Raw genomic sequence first — 22,103 nt, forward strand, 5'->3', positions numbered from 1 at the left:
ATTGATTCTCAAATTACGTTGCTGCGCCACCATAGCTAACGCATCCGCCTTGCTCGAAGGCTCCAAGTGGCCGTGGGCGCCGTGCCGGTGAATACAGACCGCGCATTGAGATAAAACGACGTGGTTGCGTTTATAAGTGCCTGCACGGGTGGAAAAGCGAAATACTCGCTATGATCCGCAGCCGCTGGTACGCGTTGCGTGAACGCAAGCGACGTCCCGTAAGGAGTCAGGTTGGCGGTGCTCGCCGAGATTGCCCCATTGTAGTCTGTGATGGTGGTGCCGCCGCTAGCGTTGAACTGTATCGTCGCTGTAATATCCCAGTCTCCCGCACCCAGCGGGATTGAACCAAGATTCGTCGTCACCCCGCTTGTCAGGGAGCCCGACGTTCCGCTCGCGGAGATAACCTCCCCGATCTCGCCGGCCGATGCTGCTGCGTTGGATGCGATGCCTGGAATATGACCTACACCGCTGAGCACCTGCTTCCACGACCCCCATGTTCCGGCAACACAAGTTCGGATATATGATTCCCCAGGTAGATTAACTCGTGTTGCTGTTTGCTTTACATATGTTGTGGGATTGAATTGCTCTACAAAAAGATACCAGTACTCTGCCGTTACCGGAGCATTCGCAGAAGCACCATCTACAGTATGATACGTGCCAGCCGTCGTCACCGCGTTGAAGTCTTGCGACGCCGCGAGCGCAATTCCTTGTTTGACGCCAAGATTGCTACGGGCTGTCGCTGCCGTAGCCGTCAACTCCGACAGATTGTTCGCCGACGACAGATCGCCCGCACCCGGCTGACCCACGACGTTGAAATTCCAATCCGCAAGTGTGCCACTGCCGTTGGTCTTGTCGACGTTGATCGTCAGCGGGCTTCCGAGTACGTTATATACAGTTACAATACCTTCCATCCAGTTGGATGTATTCGCCGCCGAGGTAGCACGCACGCGGGCACCTGCGGAATAAGCGAGCCCCGCCTGCGTGTCGAATGATTGCAAACCCGTGCCGATCGTGCGCGATGTGGTCGACGTGCCGCCGTAGCCTGCGCCGGTCGCGCCTGTTGAGCCCGTGTCGCCCTTGCTCGCGAGCAATTGCCAATAGGTCGTGTTCGGCGGCGTCTGGTTGGTGTGGTCGAGCACACACACATAGCTCGATCCGCTCAGCGTAACGACGTCGCCGACGAGATATGCGGTTGCGCCACTCCACGCGCCTTTGAACTGAAACGCCTTGAAGATGCCGAGATACGACCAGGCGCCGCCCGTCTTGACCCAAGTCTTGCCTGTAGTCGGCTGGAACGCGTATTGACCTTCGTTGCCGAGTGAGGGATCCGGCACCGTTTGATTGATGTTGACGAATACGAAGAAACCCGACGTATCGAGCGCGCCGACCAGGTCGCTGACCGACTGTGCGTAGGTCGCACCGACGATGCGCTGTTGCGAGACTTTCCAGACGACATAGTCCGCCCCACTCAGCGTCGAACCGGGCCATGGCGTGATGACCATGTGTGTGTCGTCCGTGACGTCGGTGATCTGCGCAAGGAAATGACCACTCTGGAAAAGGTCGCCTGGCTTGACGTTCCCCGTATCGAGCCAAAGAGTGCTCGTGCCGGTAACGGTCGTTCCGTCCGCGGAAACCGAGACGGTGCCGGTGGAGTATGAATTAAGTGGTGCCGTCAATTTGAAAGTTTCCTTGCTTCGCGAAGCGCAAGCGCCTCGTCGATTGGGAGCCATTTACCGTCGATCTTCCACCAAACCCTGCCGCTGGATGGCTGGAAGGCGATCCAGCCTTTTGCGTCCGGTGGTGGTTCGGTTAGGTCGGGCGGCAGATTGCCGAGATTGATTTTCATGGGTGGTCCCCTATCCTCTTCAACATCTGCGCCCGCAGATCGAGCACGACCTCGACCGGCTCTGTGTCGCAACCGATTAGAGATCGGGGCTCTGGATCCAGCGGATTGGCGCGGAACTTTGATCTGCCAAGCGCGGCGTCTGACGTCGGCTCCTTGCGATTTTTGAAGCGACCAGCGTTGATCTTGTCGCGCGCCTCAAGTTTCGCCTTGGCCTTCGGAATTCGCGGCCTAGCCACGTAAGCCTCAACATTTGAATTGCAGATGCGTGCGAAAGTGGGGGCCGCCGCTAACTACGTCCCACGGCCATAGAGATCCGACCCAGCCCTACAGGGGCCATCCATCAGCCCCGAACATCACGACGTTCTGCCCCAGCTCGATGCGCTGTTTGGTTCCGTCGTGGCATGGCTTGCAAAGGCTCTGAAGGTTGTCAGCGGCGAAGAACAACGTCTCATCGCCTTTGTGGGGCTTGATGTGATCCACCACGGTGGCCGCCTCAACGATTTGCTGCTCCAAGCAAAAGCGGCACAGCGGTTCGAACGCCATTTGATGTTCCTAAGCAGCTTCCAGCGACTGCTGGAGTAGAGGTGCTGCCATGCCAACGCGGCTTTGGAGCGGCCTTGGGACACAGCGCCTCACCAAACCCGCAGCACATCAGTTATGTTGCCGCCATCATCAACCACGAACTCAGCCCGGTCCCCGGAGCGTAGCCTGAACGGGCCCATCCACGCCGGTTGGCGTCGTGCCGCAGCAAGGTCGCTTGCATGTACCTGGAGCGTTCTGCGGTCATCAAGCTCAACGATTCCGCGATGCTGCCGCCAATTCCACGAATGCACCAGACCATTGATAGTCATTTCAAGATTCCCCTTGCACGCTGCTTCGCATCGATGCGTCTCTTGGCTGCCTGATGGTTAGCGACCGGCATAGACCGAAACTTCATCTCTATAGATTTTGACACCTCTGAAGAGGATCGATCAGCGACGACCGGCGCAACGTAGTGGGCGCTCGTGTCTTGGTACGCAGGCCACGTTACGAGTGAGATCTCCCTCAATTCGGCCTTCGTAATCGTGCGCAACGGCGTGTCATCATCCGCCCATGACCAGTTCTCTTCGTCGGGCCAAAAGCCAATCGACACTTGATGCACCAAGCCCGATCGCACCGATGCGATGGCCTCTTGCCCGTCTGGAGATGTTGAATCGGGCGCCAGCGTGTACCAGAGTCCAACTGCATCGGGCCGAATGCGGAGCGTTCTGTTGCTCACACGCCCCAGCGGACGGTCGTCTTGATGGCTCCAAAGTGCAACCACGTCGGGCTCAGTTCTGAGGTGTTCCCGGAAAGCGGAAGGATCGAACTGTTCTAGGAAACTGCCTATGCTTGCCCTATCGGACCATCGGATGGCATAGCCGGAGATTATCCCCGCTTCGCTCATCGCGCCTCGACTCCGCGCTTCTTTCGCCGCTCCTCGATCATTCGCCTTGCGATCTCAACGGCTGACTCATCCGTCGTACGATGCCTCTTCTCGCCCGCGAACTTCACGCTCCGCGAAACAACGCCGAGCTTACTTTTATCGCCGGAGTAGACGTTGGTTTTAGACATTGTAACCGGCACCCTTCGCCTCGCGGATAAACTGATGAACGTGGCCCTGCCCGCGGTCGCCGAGAAAGAACGGCCGCACCGGCGGCAGATAGCCGAGGCGCACGTCCTCGCGCTCTACATCGTCCAGCAGCGTGTCATGGTCTTCTCGGGCCACTTCGAGAGCCCTGGCAGCCTCACACAGAGCGGCCAGGCGGCGCTGATATTCCTGGCGCACCGTGTCGCAAACGACCTTGCTCGCCGCGTCCCGCGCTTCATCAATACGCCTGCGCAAGATTTCCGTGGCGGCCTCAACGTTCGCCATCTCCGTTCCGACTTCACGCAGCTTCTTCGAAAGTCCTGCGACGCTCGCTTCCGTGTTGTCGCCAAGCAGCGCCGCCACAGCGAGCGAAGGATGTTTCCCGCCGGCAGCCTTAGCCACTTCGATCTCGCGCCGAAGCAAGCCGCGCTCGGTGTTCAGTTCGCCATAGCGGGTTTGCAGTTCAACCTGTTTGGCCAGCAGGCTGGCGTATTCGGGGGAGCTTTCAATCAAGCTCGGCACGACATAAGTGTCGGCGGGTTTCTTTTTCAAAGGTGCCATCAGTTTCCAACCTTTCCAAATAGTGCATCAAGAATATCGGCAACCGCGGCGACCGGAATCGTGGTTGCCGTCCGGTGACCACCTTTCACCCAATGCCCGGCGTTTGCCCCAGGCTGGCGGAATCGCACGACTCGGCCCTCTGGTCGCTCAATCACGATTTCCGGCCACGACCGGACAAAGCTAAGGAAGGAATGCCGGGCCTGGCCTTCGCCCGCCCGCGCCAAACTGACTTCGACGGCGATGGCATCGGCCGCATTCCATCGAAAAACGTCGGGAGCATCGACCGCAATCTGAGCACCAACGGGTGTCAATGCTCCGTAGGTATCGACAGACGTTTCTGCCTGGCGAAGCTTTGGCGAGGTTGCTACGGCGGTAATCAAGCGCAAGACATCGTCCTCGCTCAGCTCTGGGGACCGTGCGGGTCCTCCAGACGGGATCTTCCCAGCCTCGCTCAGGCGGCGGGCAACATGTTTGACTCGCGCTGGGTCGAATCCAAGGGAGTCTACCGCAGCGAGGACGTCGGCGAGCTTCGCCAAGTTTTCTACTCCTCAGTGGAAAATGTCGATTGGATGTACAAGAATGAGCCGACTAGCGGCTTCACGGCCTAAGGCCCGGGGAAAAGGTGCGCCGGGATCGAACCGGCGCGAGTTGCACAACACGTCGGGGCAGAAAATCTGCCTCTAAAGACTAAAGGGATTGGAGGGCTTGCGAGCGTACATGCCTGAGCCCCCCTGAATGTGGGGCCCCTGAGGGAATGGATGGCGGAACTCAGTTGAACTTGGATCAAGAGACTGGCTATCGATGCAGGAACGTTGCCGGCGCCGCCGGATTCATAACCGTATGCCGCGCTATTTTTTTGACTATCGCGACGACGCCGGGCATTTGGACTGATGAATCCGGCGAGGATCTTCCAACCTCGAAGCGGCCGAAAAAGCTGCGTTGGTTGCGCTTGCCGACGCGGCGCGAGACATGGCGCTCGCCGGCAGACAAGGCTCCCTGTCCATCCAGGTCCGCGACGAATCCGGTATTTTGCTCCAAGGAACGATGATGCTGAAAACTGCCACCAATCATCCGGTCGTCGCTATGGAAGCCGACGAGCCAGTTCCTTGACACGCCGGTGACCAGAGATCCGCAACGCGACCAGCTACATTGCGGCCGGACTGATCGTTCCCTCAATTTTTGCAGAGACAGTGCCATTGCCGCCGTGCTAGCGTTCGGCATCACCGCACGGCTCGTGGCCTCTATCGGTGACTGAGAGCCGCAATGCTCCCGCCTTCTAAGGGGTCGGGAGACGGCGATGGGAAACGAGGCAGGGCCTTTTTCAGAGACTGAGCTGACGATTGTGGAGCGCTACAAGCGTGCCGCGCGTGAGGACATGGACGGTCCCGAACTCCTCAAGTTGCTCAAAGAGGTGGAGGACGAGATGAAACGACGTGGACTCCGAGATCTTTAAGGCTCTGCAGTCCTGAGAGGAGTGAAGGCGAGTGAACGTCGCCTTCTGGCTTTAAGCCGCCACCCTCTCACTGCCTGCGATAGCCGCGTTCATCGCCACCACCGCCGCGCGGACCTCCTTACCGGCCATCCGAACCGCATACTGCCCGCTGAGTCCCAGATACTCACCAATCTCCGCGAGTGTGCTGTCGAATGTCGCCATGTCCAAGATCCTGGTCACCTTGTGGCCTAGGCGGGCACGCAGCTTCTCGGTGTCCAACACGCGCGCCAACTCTGCTTGAGCGTCGGGCATCTCAGCGTCCCAATTTTCGGTGTCGGCCTTCTCGCTTTTCCGCTGGCGCACCCCTCCAAACTCAGCGTCCGGGGTCGTCCACTGGTGCCCAGACCAAACCTTCACAAGCCGATTACCCACCCAGCGGGTCATGCCGTGTTCGTAGGCATAGATCAGCTGCTTGGCCGAAACATCGACCAGCTCGCGATCGAGGTTCGGAGCGACCGACTGCTCGCCGGCCTCCACATCCTCGTCCTCGGGCTCGTTGTCGTTCGCAGCTACGCGCGGCGGCTCGTTGAGGGTGCGCCATAGCCGGAGGCCGAGGAAGGTTTCTTGATCTCCTTGGCGCTTTGCCCAAGTCTCAACGGGACTGACCTCGCGGTGGGCGGCATGCGTGGCTGGAGCGGAGGCAAGCCATGCGCGGCGGGCTGCAAGGTCGGTGAAGTCGTCGGCCTTAATGGGGCCGTTGTCGTTCGCTGGGGTCATGGTACCTCGACGTGATGTGCTGACGGCCGTCTGCGCGGCCTTTTGCTACAATCTGAAAACTCGCGGGATTTAGTTTGCGAGGGGGCGTCCGGTGATAATCGCGGCCGATCTGAGGGATTGCGGTGGCCCCTCGCCCGGGGGCTGTTTTGCGCCAGTGCTCTGCTTCTAAACGATCCACACTGGCGCACCGCACCAGATGTGCCAGTCCCCCAAGGGTGGTACTGGCGCACTGGCGCAGGTGCAAAAAGGGAAATTACTGGCGCACTGGCGCAGGTACTGGCGCAAGCACTGGCGCAAACTATTCCGCCCCAGGGCGAACCACGTTTTTCGTGTGACGGCGGTGGTCTTCCTCCTCCCTGACCACAAGGGTTCCGTCTGCAATCAGGCCACCAAGTATCTTCGCCGCCAAATCGCGGTCGTCCTTGTCTTCACGGTTAAGTCCGAGCGCGTCCATCACATGGAAGCCGGCCCAGTTACCTGAGTTTCTCGCGAGTAAGCCGGTTTGATTTTTCAGCCTGACCAGAATGTTCTCCATCTGGTTTGGCGTCACATCGCCGACTGCCTTTTCTGCGGTCTCCGCCTTCGAAGGGAAACGCCAAGGCGTCACAACGCCCACATGGTCCTGAGGTTTCTGCAGGCCATCAGTGTTGCCTAGACCCACGCTTTCCAACCTGCGCCAATCGCGTCGATTGTCCTGCTTGATCATGTTGGCTTTGCCGCTGATGACGTAGAAGTGGCTAGAGGCCTCTTGCGGAGGCACGCCAGCCTCCTTGGCTTGGTCAGCCGACATTCGGTTCAAGAGCCGCACGGAGCGCGCGGCGCCGATGAGGGCAATGGCTCCCCGCGCATCGTCTATTGTGGCTTCCTTGCTGTCGTTCAATTTGCGCAGATGGTGGACCAGCTCGATTGAACAATTGGTACGATCGGCGATCTGGCCCCATAACTTGGCAACCCTATCAATTGCGCCATTGTCGTTTTCGTTAACGCGGTGCGTCGAGACGAACGGGTCGACGATCATGGCGTCGATTCCGTTGGTCACGATGTGCTCAACCACAGCCTCCACCACGGGCTGGCGGAGATCGATGCCTCTCCTGGTTTCCTCGACAATGACAAGTTCCTGCTCTCGGCCGACGTCCAGGAAAAGACCAGCAATGTCTTCCGGCTTCAATTTGTAATGAAGGCGAGCAGCTTCGATCCGCCGAGTCATCTCGTCGCGCGGGTCTTCACCATTGAATAGCGCGACCCGTAGTCGCCCTGACAGCCCGCCATCGCCATCGTGCGATAGAAGGGGTCTTCCAGAGACCATGGCGAGCGCTTCGACGATGCTATTCGATGTCTTACCGAGGCCACCCGGCGATACTGTTACCGACACATACTTGCGGATGTAGTGCCGCGCAAACAGCCAATCGCGGCGAGGCAGTTTGGCGGGTTCCTGTGGAAGGTATGGCGTGAGAGCAAAGGCAGGCTTTCCGGTCGCGCCCGCATCTTTATCGTTTGCCGAAGATGCCTCCGCCTCGACGATCTCGCGCGCGGCAATCGATTGCCTAACAATCTTGAGTATCTCCGGATCCATCTCTTCAAAGATGGGCTCTGCCGTCATGCCGATTGGCGGCAGCGTCGTAGGATCTTTGAAAACGAACGGGGTCGCGGTGAAGGATTTAGCTGGCAGCGCAGACATTGTGCGAAGGTCCATTCATGGTCAAAAACTGAATTGTTGCGTTGGCAATCGCGTTGACCGCGTCGCGATCAAATGCGCAGGTGCGGCCGTGCTCGTTGCTGAGTCCGAACACTCTGTACGATCCATCTGGCGCGCGAGATACGCGCAGGCCGTACAGCCTTACCCCGGGCGACGTCTCGACATCGACGTGCCCGATTATCGGTGCTCGCCCTGGTCGGACCGACAATATCCTCAAGTATTGTTCCTTTCCTCGGTGCGCCGCGCGATGCCGTAGATCACGCGCTCACCGTCGATCGCGTAAAACGCACGCTCCTCTCGGACGACGACGCGCTCATGCAATTGATCATGCGGTTGATAGCGTTGCTTCCAATCGGCAACGATTTGCTGGCCGAGCGTCATTCGTGGGCTCCGTTGGGTTCTATTGGATAGTGGGCGCGGCGCCCGAAAATGCTAAATGGGGCGCCCTCAAAAACGGCAGCAGAGAGCTAGGAAGCCAGCGCGAGTCCGGTAAAGGGCTGGTCACGAAGAATGTCCAATCTCAGCCTTCACTGCCTCGTGAATTGCCCTCCACCTTAGCGAGCATAGGGTTTACGACCGCCCATGTGGTGGTCCCGATATTGGCAAAGCAGCTTTCTAAATGGCCGTTGCGTCGCGACGGTACTGAATGAGCCATTTAACAGCGCCAAACGGCGCGCATTTTCAGGGAGTGTGACATGCTCCGCTTAGCTGCCGTTCTTTTTTTCGCCGCCCTCACCTTCGGCGCTCAAGCCCAGACAAATCGCCAAGAATTGAAGCGCGCCGATCTCACCGGTACGAACATGGAAATCATCGTCAGCGTCGTTGACGTGCCACCCGGGAACGGCCTTCCTCGCCACACTCACCACGGCGAAGAGGCAGTGTACGTGCTCGATGGCGCAACACTCGCGCTCCCGGATGGCAAAGAGATTCAATTTCCCACTGGTGCGGCAGTAATCAACGTCCGCGATGTGCCGCATGCAGGTTTCAAAATTGCCGGTGACAAGCCCCTGAAGATGCTGACCGTCCACATAATCGACAAGGGCAAGCCCATGATGGAGCTGGCTCAGTAACGCCCGCTACAAGAACAAACGGCCGCAGGCGCTGCCCTGAGACAATTCCTGCGGCCGGGTGCCGCGACGTTCCGCACGATCGGCGCGGCTCAGGATAGTAGCATGAACGGCTGCGCCGACGTGAGTTGGGCGCAGGTTCACATGAGCGAACGGCCCCAGCTTTGGCGGCGGCTGGGGCCGTTTGAATTACTCCGACACGCAGGGGGATACGGAGCCGGAGCGAAGCACCAATCCCGTCGCTTGCCGGTCGTTCCTGGACTGGATTGAGGCCACAAATCAGGCGCCCATACTTCTAGGTGTTCCGCTTATAAATACACGCATGGGGAACAAACACTGACCTATTTAATTCCACGGGTTCTCATCCGGAGAACAAAAGGGATACACAACTTAGAAGTGATTTATCCGGTTGTGCGGTTGTATCTGACGAACAAATTAGTCCAGCCGCCCACACCTTAAGAGCCTTCGCCGGCTTGGCGGGTTGCCAGTAGAGGAATTTCATCAACGATCACAGTAGGCGAATGGTTGGCTAACCGACCCGCTAAGCCGTTGAGAATGCCCAAAAAGGTTGTTCCGCGAGGGATCGACACCGCATGGTCAGACAGACGTTCCGCATCTTCGCGGCAATCGGCTGACTCGGTGAGCCTTAGCGAGTAGAGCCAGTTCGGCGGCGCTGGCGCCCCCGGCAGTCAGCAACAGCCGGCAAGGATAGGTACGTTAAGCCGCGCCCATTCGACGACCGCTCTTGGCATTGGGATTCTCAAGGCAAAACTTCCTTGCTAACGCGAAGTCTGCCTGTTGGCAGACTACGTAGCGAGTCCCCGACTCAGAAATTCTTCTGCGATTGCGCAGCCCGGATCTTCGGCAGGCCTTCCTCTCCTAACACCGGATTGGAAAGAGCACTCAATCCAGCTTCAATGATGGAGATGTCCTGATCGATCTTAGCTATTGTTGCCTTGCAGTCGAAACCCGTCCTGGCCTTCAAATCCATCGCCAACCGACCTCGATGCATCATTAGATTCTCAAGGAACTGACGGTCCTTCAATCGAATAAAGCCCTCTACAATCAACTCCATCGCATGTGACATAACACGACTCACTAAAATGGTCTGAAAACAGAGAGACATCATAGATCTGCTTGCTCCTTCGTCAACGCTTGGAAGCACCAAAGCGATAAAAGCGTTGATAGCACCCGCATCCAAATTCGGTGCAGTACATCTCTAAAGTAGATTGCGGGTGTCGCTGTACGAAACGTTCCAATCTGTGGCCGGAGCAACACGCTCGGGCGGTAAAGGAACTGTTGGTACATTACGTACTTTGTCTGACGACGCGCCACGCTTGATTTGGACCTTAATGGTTGGCGAGACAGGCACGGGGAGACTCTTCGTTCGCGCTCACTTGGTCGGAAGAGGTGCGATATGAATAATGACGATAACGGAAATCGCCATGAAGTATCGGTGATGCCGGACGAACAGCACGACCTGGAACACTGCAAGCAAGAGATTGCTCGTCTCAAACAGCTGGTTGTGCGCCTTTCTGCAATTGTGTTGCGCAACGTCGTAAGAGACGGCAAGAACCGAAAGGAACGCGCGTGAGTCTCTGGCCGTCCACCGAACGCCAGCCACGGAGAGAAACGAACGTTGCGTCGTAGCGAGTTGTTCTTGGCAGTGCGGCTGCCCTCCGGGGGCAGGGAAGCAGCCCCCGTCCTTATCTCCATAAGGGCGGGGCTCCGATTATCTTTATAGGAACCATCCCGCAAGATCGGTGATTCAGCCGGTCGCGTCTCTAGCGCGACTTGTAGTGGCTGGCTGCCAGACGGCGGGGAAGAACGGGAACAAGATCGCCCCAAAAGTGTGATAGTCTCGCGCCCATGTACCGATGGATGGCCAGAAATCCCTGGAAGACGAATTTCGCGGTTTTCCTCCTCCTATGCTGTTTCGTAATCGGTTTGCTCGCCTTCGCGCACGCGTTTGCGCCAAAGGACCAGCGAGTGTGCTTCGTGTTCCCTGTGTGGTGGCGCTGGGTCGCGTGGATCGGGTGCATCATGGCCGCTCACGAAAACCTCGCGGCCGGCCTGATCGGCGGAGGTGGCGCGCTGTTCGCCGCCTGGGTAGCCGCAAATAGCATCGTCCAGCAGATGCGTCTGCCCCTGCTCGCGCGCGAAGAGGATAGGATTGAGCGGGAAGGACCGGGCGCCAGGGATTCGATAGCTTTAATTTGGGCGATTGATGACGAGCTGCGCAAGGCGAATGGAAAACCTGGCCCAATGTTGAATGTCGTCGCAACGTTCGCGCGTGGCACGCTTATTGAAACCAACCGCTTTATTGCCGAGAAGCTACCTCTCGTGGCGGACGATTTTCGGCGACCGATCGCGGTGACGTTGTACGACCTTAGCGAAGCGGTGAAGGATGGCACGCCGAAGTTACAAAGGCGAAGCCGGACCAAGATCAGGTCCAGCGCTGGTTGAAAGACGGTCAGTATGAACGTCACCCGACTACGAACGATCGAAAAGCAGCTAAGCCACAACATCCAAAGCGGATACGACCGATCGCCGCGCCTGCGCGCCGAGATTGAACAGTTTTTTTCGTCAATAGCTTGGTGGGGACCGAGGGGCTCCATTCTGACTGTCGCTTCTGGCCCTAAGCGGCGGTTCAGGGATGTCAGCCATTCCGCCGCTGTCGGCCGTAGAGCAGACATCGGCGGTCCACCCCCGCTTCGGCGTTTGTGAGTACACGCCCTAATATGGCTGGTTAGCACGCCAGCCTTCCGCTTCACCGAGCATTCGATCCTGGCATCGCCATGGAGATCGATGAGCGCAAGTCCCTGCCCGCGCTCGATATCTTGGAGCGCCATCGTCCGAGCAATGTCGACTTTCCGGTACCCGTTTTGCCGATGATGAAGACATGTGAAAAGCGGTGTTCCTCCTTAATACCGAACACTCGACGACCCCGTGAAAGTCAGCGCGTGCGAAATGTGTGAGACTGGGCTGATACACATCTCTATGATCGGACAGTCATCCAGCAATCCGAGAGGTGTGAACGTGCCACACTGCGTCGACAACAACAGCACGCGGCAGCACCGAAGCTCTCCACGGACCGAACTTCTCGTGCCGATCTGACACGAATTCGCCTCTCCACCTATCCGACTTTAACGGCCAATATTGGCCCAAAGTTTGATGTTTCGACGTTCCGCCCCGCGATCCCGGGACTTGCCAAGCATGTCCGGGTCTCGGTGGCGAGGCGGAGGCTTCGCGACGAGCGTCCATACGGTCGACTGGGGCATTTACTCTAAATCCCGCCCGGTGATGGACGCTCGGCGTCCGCCTCGTGATCGAGCACCCGAAATCGGTCGGGTGCCCATAGCGAGGAGGACACGATGTCCAACATTTCTTTTGCTCAAAGAGTTCAGAAGCTGGTGACGTTTTGCGACCAGAGAGGCTTCCAAGACCTGAACGATCTTCTGCTGGCAGCTCTCCTGAATGATGCCAGCCCCGCGATCTGCATGACGGAAGGGTGCAACCACACGCCGATATGGGGCCCGATCAAGATCAAGGTTTCTGCGAGGCGTGTGGCGGCCAGACAGTGCTTTCGGCAATTGTGCTCGCCGGCTTGATCTAGGAGTCGACGATGCAGGTCCGAAACTACTACCACTGCGACGAGCGCAGCCATTAGTGGAGCGGCGTGTGGCCCGCACAATGTGACGATGATTGTCCATACTGCGGTGCTCGCCACATGGCACCCTGCCGAAGCGAGAGCGCGGAGGAGCACTTGAATAGTATCGCCTTTCTGACGACGCTTTCCGGCGCACCGTTCCGCGGCGGCCACGTCATGATGACAATCGGGGTCGCAGAGCTAGCCGAGTGCGTAAAGGCCGAAGCCCTGCGTCACGTAGCGGATTTCTCCAGAGAACGATCCGTACGGTGAGCACTACTTCGAAAGCTTCGACCTGGTAGTTCGGATTCCGCCGTGCGATTGCAGACATTCCGGAGATCGTCGAAGCCTATCGCTTGACCGGCGAAACCGATTATCTGCTCCGCCTGGTGTTGCCAAGCGTAGAGGTCTATGATGCGATCTACAAGAAGCTGATAGTCGGCTCGACTTTGTGACTTTAGCTCGTTCATTGGCATGGAAGAGCTGAAGTTTACGACTACGGTACCGTTGACCAATGTTTAAGGTGCGCCTTCCGGTGGCTCGGGGCAAAGCCGCCTGGATGCATAAGTGTATTCCAGAGCCAGCCGGCGTGCACGTTCGATGAGATTTGCGGCAGTGCTGTGCCCCCCATCGACGTTCTCAAAGTAAAAATAAGATTGGCCGAGAGCAGCGAGCTTCGCGGCGGCCTTGCGGCCGTGCGCAGGATGCACGCGGTCGTCCTTGGTGGAGGTAAAAATGAAAGGCTCCGGGTAGGTCTTGCCCGGTACCAGCATTTGGTACGGCGAGTAGGCCTCGATCCACTCTCGTTGTTCGGGAATGGCCGGGTCGCCATACTCGGCGGTCCAGGACGCGCCCGCGCCCAAGTAGGTGAATCGAAGCATGTCGAACAGCGGCGCCCCTATGATCGCCGCGTTGAAAAGCTCGGGGCGCTGGGTTATTGCGGCGCCGACCAGCAGGCCCCCTTGGCTGCCGCCGATCACGCCGAGCCGGCGCGGACTTGTGACTTTCCGACGGATCAGATCGTCGGCGACCGCGATAAAATCATCCCATGTCTTTTGCTTCGTTGCTCCCTGGCCAGCCCGGTGCCATGGTGGACCGAACTCGCCGCCTCCCCGCAGGTTGGCAACGACGTACGCATTGCCCTGTTCGAGCCATAGTCGACCCAAAGCTCCTCCATAGGACGGGAGAAGCGGAATCTGAAACCCGCCATAACCATAGAGAAGCGTGGGGGTCGAGCCGTCAAATCTTGCGCTCCTGGGCCGCACCAGAAAGTACGGGATCCGCGCGCCATCGCGCGAAGTGGCCTCGAGCTGCTCCACGACATGCTTCGATGCGTCGAACGTCTCAGGTGCGGTCTTCAAGAGCTCGAGCCGTTTGCTTTCGGCATCAAAGTACCAAAGCGATGTTGGCGTGAGATAGTTAGAGACGGTAAACGTCATTTCATCGTTTTGCGCGGAAGTGGCTGATAGGCTTACGGTCGCATCCTTCGGCAGTGGGACTGGTGTGGCATGCCAGGCACCTTGATCGTACCTATAGACGAACGCCTTGCTTTGAAGGTTGTCAAGAATGGTCAGGACCAGGAAATTCCTGGTGCTGCCAAATCCGCTGAGTGCCTGTCGGCAGTTGGGCTGGAAAACGACAGAGGGTTTCGCACGCAGCGGATCCTGCTTCCATTCGGCCAAATCATACGAGATCATTGAGCCCGCCTTGAAGGTGATCCAGTCTTCGTCCAATTTCACAAGCAGCCGACCACCCGCGATGCCGACGATCAAGGCCTTCTTCGGCAGATCGAGCTCGATCGGCCCGGCGGGCCCGAACAGCACATACTGCCGCTCGAAGCCGTTGATTTGACGGACCACGCCGGTTACATCCATCCGGCCTTCACGAAAGACAAACGGCAAGGTCCTGAGGTCGGTGTGCTGGCCGCGAAAGACTTCGCGCGCCTGATCGAGCGGCTGAGCGCGCTTGAGTTCCTTCAAGACGAAAGGGAAGCCGGCCTCGGTCGTCGTCCCCTCGCCCCAGTCACGTGCAACAAGGACGGTGTCACGATCAATCCAGCTGACGCTCTGCTTGCCCTCGGGCAGTTGGAATCCACCTGCAACAAAGCTTTTGGCTTCGCTGTCGAACTCGCGTATGGACACGGCGTCCTTGCCACCGTCGGAGAGTTTGACGAGGCAGCGCTGCCCAAGGCAGCTGCGATCCTTGTAGACCCAGTTCTTGTTCTCGGCGAGAGCGAGCGCGTCAATGTCCAGGATGGTCTCCCATCGGGGATCCTGGCCGCGGTAGCTCTCAAGCGTAGTGCGCCGCCAGATGCCCCGCACATGGCTTTCGTCTTGCCAGAAATTTTCGAGACCTTGCCGTTTCAGCCAAACGGACGGAATCCGGTCTTTTGCCTGGAGGATCGTCAGCGCGTCCCGGTAAAAGCGATCGTAGCGAGGATCCGATTGCAGCAAGCCGAGCGTCTTTTCGTTCTCGGCCTGTGCCCAGGCCAATGCGCGGGGCCCCTCGACCTCCTCGAGCCAGAGGAACGGATCGTCGGTCGCACCAGACTGCCCGTGGAGCAGCGCGACTGTGAAACACATCAGCGAGAGCAACGCGGCGCGCACAAGCGACTTTTTCATTGGCCTATCCTCGGACCAGGCACGCAGGCCGAGCCCGCAAGTTCTTGCGGGGGGGCGAACGTAGCGAAATACGTGTTGCGATCGTGCACGCGCTGTGTCGCCGCCCGCAGCTTGATCTGTGCAAGCAGCATGCCACCGACAAACAGCAGGTTTACGCCGCATCGTGCCGCATCGCCATGCCAGCTTCCCGACATTGGCTCTGAAGCTGACAATCAGGTGTCCGCCGAGTAACGTTTCGGCATCGTCCTTTGAGGCCGCGGTTCGACCGCGGAACCGCATCAGCAGTGCGATATTGCGGGGGGCTGCGTCTCGCTTGCGTTCGGGTAGCGGGCGTGTGAGCTCTTAGCCGCCTAAGTGTTGGCATCGTGATTTGCGAGCGGGCATCGTGCGACAAAAAGAGCTCGTTGAGCAGTAGCTAAATCGCCGTCAAGAAAAGGCCGTGTTCATGGCACACCTGCGAACACTGATTTGACGATATCGCAACAGGACACTACCAGCTTAATTTCATTGGGACACTGGAAAGCAACGTGAAGCGAGGGCCAAATTTATCTATCTCCTTCCAAGCGCAGGGATTTCGGGATGCGCTGTGCTTTTGCGCCTGCGATAAAGGACACGCGTACGCGATCCACCCGAGATAATTGCTGATCAATTCCATGTAACGGCACCCCAACGCGAGAGCAGTTTCCGGAGGCGAGTCGGATCAGCCAACCCGGAGATCCTCAGCTGACATCTTACCCGAACGCCCGGCCTTGAGCTGATAACCTACCCGGGCCCCCTCTTCGAGAGTGGTGTAATCGGCCCTTTCGACGGCACCGATGTGCACGAAGACATCGGGACGTCCGTCCTCAGGCCTGATGAACCCATAACCTTTGGTCGAGTTGAACCACTTCACAATACCCATTGCCACGGCAGCATCCATAGTGAACCGTTGTGATCTAGCGAAGAGTCTCGCGGCCATAAAGATGGTCGGCAAGAGACGCCCACGTGCTCGATTTGCTGAACTTGACGCACAGAACTTCGCGTGGTCTTAGCTGCGGCCGCATTGTGCAAGCGACAAAAGCGGCCTGACGTCGACGACGCTTCGAAGGTTCCGCCCAGATGACGTTTTGACCTTCGCTCCACTCGTCGCTCACCACCGGCTTTACAGAAGAGTTGCGGAGCCTCGAACATCCCGCGCTCATCCAGGGCCGGCGGATGGTTTTCATCGACGTTGAACAACAGGGCGGCCGTGAACTCCTTTGCGCAGTCTGGAGCAGGCTTATCAATCCGCGCATTCCTGCATTGAAGCTACCTGACATGCTCTCTCAAGCACAAGACGCGCGCAGGGCCGCGCTCTGGCTGTTCGTGTTTGGACGTCCACCGCACGTCACGCCCTGTCGAACGAGCAGGGTCTGCCGAGACAATCCTGAAGGAAGCGCATCTGGCAAGTTATCCGCTCGTCATCTTGTATTTGGGAAGCCAGCAAACCCGCTCGGCAACGGTGGAGCCTTTTCAAACCGGTAATTTGCGCATCTGACGAACTTCGTCGCGCCGCCGGCGGCTCATCAGCCTCTCGCCTTAGGTTCGATGAATTCAGCTGAGCACCGTGAAGACGCTTGAGATTGCCAATGGTCTCTATTCTTCTGCTTCGATCAGCCCGTCGACCGAATTTACTCAGAACAAAGCCGCCTCGATAAATAAGTGTATTCAAGGGCCAGTTGGCGCGCATGTTCCATGAGATTGGCGGCGGCGCTGTGTCCCCCGTCGATGCTCTCGTAATAGAAGTAAGGCTGCCCCAGCGCGGCGAGCTTCGCGGCAGCCTTGCGGCCGTGCGCGCAGGATGCACGCGGTCGTCCTTGGTGGAGGTAAGAATTAAGGGAGCGGGATAAGTCTTGCCGGCCAACACCTTCTGGTAGGGCGAGTAGCCTTCGATCCACGCACGCTGCTCGGCAATGGCGGGGTCACCGTACTCGCCGATCCAGTAGGCGCCCGCGCCCAGTTTGGTGTATCGAAGCATGTCAAGCAGCGGCACCTCGATGATCGCCGCGTTGAAGAGCTCGGGACGTTGGGTGATTGCCGCGCCAACGAGCAGGCCACCCTGGCTGCCGCCAATTACTCCAAGCCGGCGTGGACTCGTGATCTTGCGGCGGATCAGGTCCTCGGCAACGGCAATGAAATCATCCCATGTCGTCTGCTTCGTTGCCCCCTGGGCGGCTTGATGCCATTGTGGGCCAAACTCGCCGCCCCCGCGCAGGTTCGCAACGACATACGCATTGCCCTGTTCGAGCCAAAGCCGCCCCCCCCCCGGCCCTAGATCAGATGGCAGAAGCGGGACCTGGAAGCCGCCATAGCCATGGAGAAGTGTCGGAATTGCGCCGTCAAACCTTGCGTTCTTGGGCCGCACCAGAAAATACGGAATTGCCGTGCCATCACGCGAAGTGGCTTCGAGCTGCTCCACGACATGGTCGGACCCATCGAAGGCAGACGGTGTCTTCTTCAATTCCTCAAGCCTTTTGCTTTCGGCATCAAAATACCAGACTGACGTTGGTCCGAGATAGCTCGAGACGGTAAACATGGCCCGGTCCGCTTCATCGTAGGTAACTGACAGGCTGACACCTGTATGTTCCGGCAGCGGTATCGGCGCCGCGGACCAAGCTCCCTGAGCGTGCTTATAAACGAACGCTTTGCTCTGAACGTTCTCAAGGATCGTCAGGATCAAAAACTTCTTTGTGGCGGTTAACTCGCTCAGAGCCTGGCGGGGCCCAGGTTGAAAGACAAGCGAGGCTTTGGCGCGCAGCGGATCCTGCCTCCATTCGTCGAGGTCATACGAGATCACCGAGCCCGCCGTGAAGCGGTTGTCCTCGGACGGCGCCCAGTCCTCGTCAAGTTTCACAAGCAGACGGCCGCACGCGAGCGTGACGATCTCGGCCTTCTTCGGCAGATTGAGCTTGACGGGCCCATCGGGGCGGAAGACCACATATTCGGACTCGAAAGAGCTGATTGCGCGGACCGCGCCGGTCGCATGAATATGACCGTCGTTGTCACGAAGCACGAGGGGCTGCGCCTCACTGTCGGTGGGCTCGCCACGAAAGATCTCGCGAGCCTCGCTGAGCGACTGAGCGCGTTTAAGCTCCTTCACCACAAAGGGGTAGCCGGCTTGCGTCAAAGTCCCCTCGCCCCAGCCCCGTGCAACAAGGAGTGTGTCACCATCGACCCAGCTGACGTCCTGCTTGCCCTCTGGGAGATGAAAGCCGTCCGCAACGAAGGTCTTCGCGGTACGATCGAACTCTCGTATCGACACGGCATCCTTGCCGCCATCGGAAAGACTAATGAGGCAGAGGCGCTCTTCCGGCGGAAGGCAGCTGGCACCTCGAAAGACCCAATTTCTGTTCTCGGCGACGGCCAAGGCGTCTACGTCGAGGATGGCTTCCCATTTTGGGGCTTGGCTACGATCGCTCTCACGCGTGGTGCGCCAGACGCCGCGCACCTGGTTCTCGTCTTGCCAGAAATGCTCCAAACCGCGCCCTTTCAATGGAATATCTTCGATCCGATCCTTCTGCAGGATGGAGAGCGCCTGTTCGTAGAAGCGCCGATAGCGAGGATCTGATTGAAGCACACCGAGCGTCTTCTCGTTCTCGGCGCGAACCCAAGCCACTGCGGCTGGCACTTCGATCTCCTCGAGCCAACGGAATGGATCATCAGTCAGTGCCGCATCGGTTTTCTCCTGTGAAAGCGTCGTGGAGATGAAGCAGGCCATCGAAATCAGCGTGGCGACGAGGAGTGAGGTCTTCATGGATTTGCTGCGGCTGAGGTCGAGCGGCCACGCTCGCGGGCAGCGGAGCGTCAAGCAGAAGCGGCGGAAAGCACGCAAGCGCATGACATAGCGCGGCTTGCGCTATGTCCCGCCCCATCACTGCAAGCTGCGTGCCGGCTAAAGAGTCGCAAGTTTCAAGCGCTCCCGCTGCAGTACGATGTCCGCTTCCCAACACTGGTTGCCAAACAGACACCGACAACGTGTCCGCCGGACAGTCCGTTAGATGGCACCGGTCTTTTCGGTTTCAGCGGCCAAGAACGGATGCCCCCGCCTGTGTAGATCCCTTCGAGCGAGTGCATTTTGCAGACTTGTCGACGGGGTCATCATGACAAAGAGCAGCGCCTTTCGGAGGGGATTGCACTCAAGACAATGAGGGCAGAAGCAAGGACTACGGCTCTTAGTAGCAACGCGTCTTGAGGTCGAGGCTCCAACCAAACGGGTTCAAGCGCCGGGTCAGGTCCAATCTTTCGATAAGATGACGAAACGACGGTGTCATCATTCAGTTCTTTTGGTCGGTAGGGTCAGGCTCAAACAGTCCTGACCCGACCGGCGGCAACGGGCGCACGAGCCCGTGGCCCTTCATCGAAGGCGTACCACGCTAAGGTCGAAGGGCGAGATGTCGATCGAGAACGTCCGTTGCTAGCGGAGCAGCTTGGCAGGCGCCAGGCGTGCGAGCCACTCTGTGCTAACGGTGCTTGCGGGCCTCCATTGCAACGGGCAGCCTTTCCGGCGCGGAACGACCAAAAGCTCGCTGATGCCGACGCCACTTGTATAAGTGTCGTTTACAGGGTCGGAACAACGCGTTGGCTGCACACCGCCCGCTCCATTATTGATCACTCCCGTGATACCTTGATGCAGCTCGTTCAACATTCCCGGTCATCACCCAGGCTTGCGCAACCTGCAAGAACCGCGTCAGCGCTAAAGATCTGAATCGTACCTCTGTGCTGCTGCAGAACACCGTAATCTGCCGTGCTGTGCTACCTCAATCCTCCCCGACACTGGGCTCTTGTTCGGGACGACCACTGAGCGAAGCTGTGGCTACCGGCAGCTCCCAGAGTCTGCCCTGTGTGTGCATTAGTCGGGCCTCCAGGCGCTTCATAGGCCTTCTTCTCGTCTGCACGGGCAGCCTCCTTCAGGGCGACATCTGGGGAGTCGATCTCGTTGTAGGTGGCCAGCGCCTCGGCATGGTTCCGGTACAGCGGCATCTGAGCCACGTTGGTCCAGCCGCGACCGGCACTGATCAGCCGGAACGGTGACACGGCTTTTGTCCAGCTCCCGGACGTAGTCTGCCGACCGGTCGTGGATGGTATAGGATTCAATCTTATCCATCATCGACCGCCAACGCTTGACACGCTCCTCAAGCGGCATGTTGGTCGCCCTTGAAATAGCGTCTGCGATTTCTTTGGGATCGTTTGGATCCACCAGCAGCGCCTCGTCCTCATTGAAGTCTTCAGCCGCCCCCGCAAACTTCGATAGGACCAGAACGCCGGGATCCTCCGGATCTTGGGCAGCAACATATTCTTTCGCTGCCAGATTCATGCCATCCTGCAGTGGCGTCACCACACCTACATGTGCCTCGCGGTAGAGACGCGCGAGTGCAGCCTGGCTGAACGAGTCATTCGTGTAGTGGATCGGCCTCCACTCGTCGGTGCCATGATCGTCATTGACATGGTTGATCGCATTCTCCACGTCCTCCTTGTACTTCTGATACTCGTCGACGTCGGCGCGCGAGGACGGGGCGATCTGTAACAGCGAGATGCTCAGCAGCTCCTTCGTCAAAAGCTCATTGAACCCGTTTATGGCTGCCTTTCGTGTAGTGAGCCGGTCTACGCCGATGGCAAACTTGGCGCCCTGAAATTTTTGCAATAATGACGAGACTTTTTCTTGCTCTGCGGGAGAGAGGTCTGCCGCAAGATACGCGCGAACTGCTCGGGATCGATCCCGATTGGGAATTTTTGAAGTCGCGTCTGGCAACGTTCCGTGGTCACAACGCCATCCTTACTCTCGAGCCCGAAATGGGTTCGCAGGCAGGCCAGGAAATTGTCTACATCCCGGTTCGTCTGAAAGCCGAGCAGATCGTACTTCAGCATCGATTTCATCAGTTCGCGATGTTTGGGTACGCACTCTAATGTCGGGCGTGGGCCATGGCGTATGGAGGAAAAAGCCGGTTGGCCGCTCAATGCCCAGGCCTTTCAGCTCGGCCCCAAGCGGGAGCAGATGATAATCATGAACTCAGAATGCGCCCCTATCTCGTACATCGAAAGCCGCGCGCGCGATGAAATCGTTGATCCTTCGATAGCTGCCATAATCCTCTTCCGAGCCCGACATCCGGTCCGGCAAGGAGTGCAATGCTGGCCACAACGTTGAATTCGAATAACCTCGATAGTAGCCCGCATGGTCTGCGGCCGGCAGATCGAGCCTCGCGACGTGGCCTGCACCAGTCGGCACCAGGGCAGGGGCCGCTCGATCCCGTCGCCGCGGGTCTCAAAAGAGCCTATCCAAACCGCGCCGGAGCGTTCCACCACCGGCTCGAGACCCGCGGCAAGCCCGCCGGTCTGGGGTTTATTGGGGTCGAACGGCGCAATGCGGTTCGAAATGACGACAAGCTTCAAATCGGGTTGTTGCTTGACAGCATCAGGGCGATCCTCCACCTCGTCCGATACACTGGGATCGGAAGGACCTGCACTAGCTTGTTGCTCTTGCGGTCTGTCGTCCAGGTGCTGATCAAAGGCCGTTTGACCTATGGTTTCATCTTGCCCGGTGGCGGCTGATGTGCTGGCGGGGTCTAACGTTGCCGTATCGAGCGTGTCTTGGATTCGAACTATCTCGCAATCCGTTTGACGATGTTTACGTTTGCTGCAGTCGCAGATCAGCCCCGAAATATCTCCACTTGCCCAGGATCGTAGGTCTAGCTTTCGGGAAGCTTGACCTTGCCCCCAGATTTTATCCAGTTCTGAGTTCGCTCAAGCCATTGGATTTGCCCAGTTGGGCGGTGGTAGCGACGGGAGCTGGCGCGGAGCCATCGGCATAGCGCAGCGCCAGATCCCGGCGC

General features: G+C 58.4%; 23 protein-coding genes. 7 read left to right on the top strand and 16 right to left on the bottom strand.

Features of this window, described 5'->3' with window-relative positions; all coding sequences use genetic code 11:
- Window positions 1–35: 35 nt before the first annotated feature.
- The 7 genes from I6F16_RS35815 to I6F16_RS35845 form a co-directional block, all read right to left on the bottom strand.
- Complete coding sequence (locus tag I6F16_RS35815; protein WP_225174555.1) at window positions 36–1,676, bottom strand: carbohydrate-binding protein; 1,641 nt, start codon at window positions 1,674–1,676, stop codon at window positions 36–38.
- A complete protein-coding gene (locus I6F16_RS35820) occupies window positions 1,673–1,846 on the bottom strand; it encodes a hypothetical protein (RefSeq protein ID WP_225174556.1) in 174 nt (57 codons plus the stop codon). Before I6F16_RS35820 ends, I6F16_RS35815 begins: the two co-directional genes overlap by 4 nt.
- A gap of 324 nt (window positions 1,847–2,170) precedes the next feature.
- Entirely contained in the window at window positions 2,171–2,389 is a 219-nt protein-coding gene (locus tag I6F16_RS35825) for an HNH endonuclease signature motif containing protein (RefSeq protein WP_225174557.1), read from the bottom strand.
- A gap of 304 nt (window positions 2,390–2,693) precedes the next feature.
- On the bottom strand, window positions 2,694–3,272 hold the full coding sequence (locus I6F16_RS35830) for an HK97 family phage prohead protease (RefSeq protein ID WP_225174558.1): 579 nt from the start codon (window positions 3,270–3,272) through the stop codon (window positions 2,694–2,696).
- Window positions 3,273–3,431: 159 nt separating this feature from the next.
- Complete coding sequence (locus I6F16_RS35835) at window positions 3,432–4,016, bottom strand: hypothetical protein (RefSeq protein ID WP_225174559.1); 585 nt, start codon at window positions 4,014–4,016, stop codon at window positions 3,432–3,434.
- Window positions 4,016–4,552, bottom strand: a complete 537-nt coding sequence (locus I6F16_RS35840) for a hypothetical protein (protein ID WP_225174560.1) — start codon at window positions 4,550–4,552, stop codon at window positions 4,016–4,018. Before I6F16_RS35840 ends, I6F16_RS35835 begins: the two co-directional genes overlap by 1 nt.
- A 259-nt stretch (window positions 4,553–4,811) precedes the next feature.
- The gene (locus I6F16_RS35845; RefSeq protein ID WP_225174561.1) at window positions 4,812–5,129 is read right to left on the bottom strand and encodes a hypothetical protein; all 318 of its coding nucleotides are present in this window, start codon (window positions 5,127–5,129) and stop codon (window positions 4,812–4,814) included.
- A 184-nt stretch (window positions 5,130–5,313) separates the two neighbouring features.
- On the opposite strand from I6F16_RS35845, the gene I6F16_RS35850 reads away from it, so the two are divergent.
- The gene (locus tag I6F16_RS35850; RefSeq protein ID WP_225152101.1) at window positions 5,314–5,469 is read left to right on the top strand and encodes a hypothetical protein; all 156 of its coding nucleotides are present in this window, start codon (window positions 5,314–5,316) and stop codon (window positions 5,467–5,469) included.
- Between the two features lie 51 nt (window positions 5,470–5,520).
- Here I6F16_RS35850 and I6F16_RS35855 read toward each other — a convergent pair whose 3' ends face one another.
- The 3 genes from I6F16_RS35855 to I6F16_RS35865 all read right to left on the bottom strand — a co-directional run bounded on the left by I6F16_RS35855 (window position 5,521) and on the right by I6F16_RS35865 (window position 8,302).
- Entirely contained in the window at window positions 5,521–6,225 is a 705-nt protein-coding gene (locus tag I6F16_RS35855; RefSeq protein ID WP_225174562.1) for a hypothetical protein, read from the bottom strand.
- A 298-nt stretch (window positions 6,226–6,523) separates the two neighbouring features.
- On the bottom strand, window positions 6,524–7,903 hold the full coding sequence (locus I6F16_RS35860) for an AAA family ATPase (RefSeq protein WP_225174563.1): 1,380 nt from the start codon (window positions 7,901–7,903) through the stop codon (window positions 6,524–6,526).
- 231 nt (window positions 7,904–8,134) lie between these two features.
- Entirely contained in the window at window positions 8,135–8,302 is a 168-nt protein-coding gene (locus tag I6F16_RS35865) for a hypothetical protein (RefSeq protein WP_225152107.1), read from the bottom strand.
- A 314-nt stretch (window positions 8,303–8,616) separates the two neighbouring features.
- On the opposite strand from I6F16_RS35865, the gene I6F16_RS35870 reads away from it, so the two are divergent.
- Complete coding sequence (locus tag I6F16_RS35870; protein WP_225174564.1) at window positions 8,617–8,991, top strand: cupin domain-containing protein; 375 nt, start codon at window positions 8,617–8,619, stop codon at window positions 8,989–8,991.
- Between the two features lie 823 nt (window positions 8,992–9,814).
- On the opposite strand, the gene I6F16_RS35875 is transcribed toward I6F16_RS35870, so the two are convergent.
- Window positions 9,815–10,075: a hypothetical protein gene (locus I6F16_RS35875; RefSeq protein ID WP_225174565.1), complete on the bottom strand. Its 261-nt coding sequence runs from the start codon at window positions 10,073–10,075 to the stop codon at window positions 9,815–9,817.
- Between the two features lie 330 nt (window positions 10,076–10,405).
- On the opposite strand from I6F16_RS35875, the gene I6F16_RS35880 reads away from it, so the two are divergent.
- From I6F16_RS35880 to I6F16_RS38310, 4 genes are all read left to right on the top strand, one after another.
- On the top strand, window positions 10,406–10,582 hold the full coding sequence (locus tag I6F16_RS35880; RefSeq protein WP_225174566.1) for a hypothetical protein: 177 nt from the start codon (window positions 10,406–10,408) through the stop codon (window positions 10,580–10,582).
- A gap of 449 nt (window positions 10,583–11,031) precedes the next feature.
- Entirely contained in the window at window positions 11,032–11,454 is a 423-nt protein-coding gene (locus tag I6F16_RS35885) for a hypothetical protein (protein WP_225174567.1), read from the top strand.
- A 908-nt stretch (window positions 11,455–12,362) separates the two neighbouring features.
- Window positions 12,363–12,599 carry a hypothetical protein gene (locus I6F16_RS35890; RefSeq protein WP_225174568.1) on the top strand — a complete coding sequence of 79 codons (237 nt, stop codon included), beginning with the start codon at window positions 12,363–12,365 and terminating at the stop codon, window positions 12,597–12,599.
- Between the two features lie 394 nt (window positions 12,600–12,993).
- On the top strand, window positions 12,994–13,092 hold the full coding sequence (locus I6F16_RS38310; RefSeq protein ID WP_346656622.1) for a hypothetical protein: 99 nt from the start codon (window positions 12,994–12,996) through the stop codon (window positions 13,090–13,092).
- 63 nt (window positions 13,093–13,155) lie between these two features.
- Here I6F16_RS38310 and I6F16_RS35900 read toward each other — a convergent pair whose 3' ends face one another.
- The 5 genes from I6F16_RS35900 to I6F16_RS37885 all read right to left on the bottom strand — a co-directional run bounded on the left by I6F16_RS35900 (window position 13,156) and on the right by I6F16_RS37885 (window position 21,150).
- Window positions 13,156–15,258: a prolyl oligopeptidase family serine peptidase gene (locus tag I6F16_RS35900; protein WP_225174569.1), complete on the bottom strand. Its 2,103-nt coding sequence runs from the start codon at window positions 15,256–15,258 to the stop codon at window positions 13,156–13,158.
- A gap of 700 nt (window positions 15,259–15,958) precedes the next feature.
- Entirely contained in the window at window positions 15,959–16,165 is a 207-nt protein-coding gene (locus tag I6F16_RS35905; RefSeq protein ID WP_225174570.1) for a cold-shock protein, read from the bottom strand.
- Window positions 16,166–16,624: 459 nt separating this feature from the next.
- Window positions 16,625–19,030: a prolyl oligopeptidase family serine peptidase gene (locus I6F16_RS35910; protein WP_225174571.1), complete on the bottom strand. Its 2,406-nt coding sequence runs from the start codon at window positions 19,028–19,030 to the stop codon at window positions 16,625–16,627.
- A 1,116-nt stretch (window positions 19,031–20,146) separates the two neighbouring features.
- On the bottom strand, window positions 20,147–20,917 hold the full coding sequence (locus tag I6F16_RS35915) for a trehalose-6-phosphate synthase (protein WP_249785733.1): 771 nt from the start codon (window positions 20,915–20,917) through the stop codon (window positions 20,147–20,149).
- Window positions 20,878–21,150 (bottom strand): trehalose-6-phosphate synthase, encoded by a 273-nt coding sequence (locus I6F16_RS37885; RefSeq protein ID WP_346656623.1) that lies wholly within the window; start codon window positions 21,148–21,150, stop codon window positions 20,878–20,880. Before I6F16_RS37885 ends, I6F16_RS35915 begins: the two co-directional genes overlap by 40 nt.
- 249 nt (window positions 21,151–21,399) lie before the next feature.
- Here I6F16_RS37885 and I6F16_RS35920 point away from each other — a divergent pair, with 249 nt between their 5' ends.
- Entirely contained in the window at window positions 21,400–21,822 is a 423-nt protein-coding gene (locus I6F16_RS35920; RefSeq protein ID WP_225174572.1) for a hypothetical protein, read from the top strand.
- The last annotated feature ends 281 nt before the right edge of the window (window positions 21,823–22,103 follow it).

The sequence above is a fragment of the Bradyrhizobium sp. IC4060 genome, from assembly GCF_020193715.1.
GTDB classification, from domain to species: Bacteria; Pseudomonadota; Alphaproteobacteria; order Rhizobiales; family Xanthobacteraceae; genus Bradyrhizobium; species Bradyrhizobium yuanmingense.

Excerpts from the sequence above, each read along its gene's own strand:
- I6F16_RS35820 (WP_225174556.1), bottom strand. The coding sequence starts at position 1,846 with ATGAAAATCAATCTCGGCAATCTGCCGCCCGACCTAACCGAACCACCA.
- I6F16_RS35825 (WP_225174557.1), bottom strand. The coding sequence starts at position 2,389 with ATGGCGTTCGAACCGCTGTGCCGCTTTTGCTTGGAGCAGCAAATCGTT.
- I6F16_RS35830 (WP_225174558.1), bottom strand. The coding sequence starts at position 3,272 with ATGAGCGAAGCGGGGATAATCTCCGGCTATGCCATCCGATGGTCCGAT.
- I6F16_RS35835 (WP_225174559.1), bottom strand. The coding sequence starts at position 4,016 with ATGGCACCTTTGAAAAAGAAACCCGCCGACACTTATGTCGTGCCGAGC.
- I6F16_RS35850 (WP_225152101.1), top strand. The coding sequence starts at position 5,314 with ATGGGAAACGAGGCAGGGCCTTTTTCAGAGACTGAGCTGACGATTGTG.
- I6F16_RS35855 (WP_225174562.1), bottom strand. The coding sequence starts at position 6,225 with ATGACCCCAGCGAACGACAACGGCCCCATTAAGGCCGACGACTTCACC.
- I6F16_RS35860 (WP_225174563.1), bottom strand. The coding sequence starts at position 7,903 with ATGTCTGCGCTGCCAGCTAAATCCTTCACCGCGACCCCGTTCGTTTTC.
- I6F16_RS35865 (WP_225152107.1), bottom strand. The coding sequence starts at position 8,302 with ATGACGCTCGGCCAGCAAATCGTTGCCGATTGGAAGCAACGCTATCAA.
- I6F16_RS35870 (WP_225174564.1), top strand. The coding sequence starts at position 8,617 with ATGCTCCGCTTAGCTGCCGTTCTTTTTTTCGCCGCCCTCACCTTCGGC.
- I6F16_RS35875 (WP_225174565.1), bottom strand. The coding sequence starts at position 10,075 with ATGTCACATGCGATGGAGTTGATTGTAGAGGGCTTTATTCGATTGAAG.
- I6F16_RS35880 (WP_225174566.1), top strand. The coding sequence starts at position 10,406 with ATGAATAATGACGATAACGGAAATCGCCATGAAGTATCGGTGATGCCG.
- I6F16_RS35885 (WP_225174567.1), top strand. The coding sequence starts at position 11,032 with ATGGCCGCTCACGAAAACCTCGCGGCCGGCCTGATCGGCGGAGGTGGC.
- I6F16_RS35890 (WP_225174568.1), top strand. The coding sequence starts at position 12,363 with ATGTCCAACATTTCTTTTGCTCAAAGAGTTCAGAAGCTGGTGACGTTT.
- I6F16_RS35900 (WP_225174569.1), bottom strand. The coding sequence starts at position 15,258 with ATGAAAAAGTCGCTTGTGCGCGCCGCGTTGCTCTCGCTGATGTGTTTC.
- I6F16_RS35910 (WP_225174571.1), bottom strand. The coding sequence starts at position 19,030 with ATGAAGACCTCACTCCTCGTCGCCACGCTGATTTCGATGGCCTGCTTC.
- I6F16_RS37885 (WP_346656623.1), bottom strand. The coding sequence starts at position 21,150 with ATGAAATCGATGCTGAAGTACGATCTGCTCGGCTTTCAGACGAACCGG.
- I6F16_RS35920 (WP_225174572.1), top strand. The coding sequence starts at position 21,400 with ATGCTGGCCACAACGTTGAATTCGAATAACCTCGATAGTAGCCCGCAT.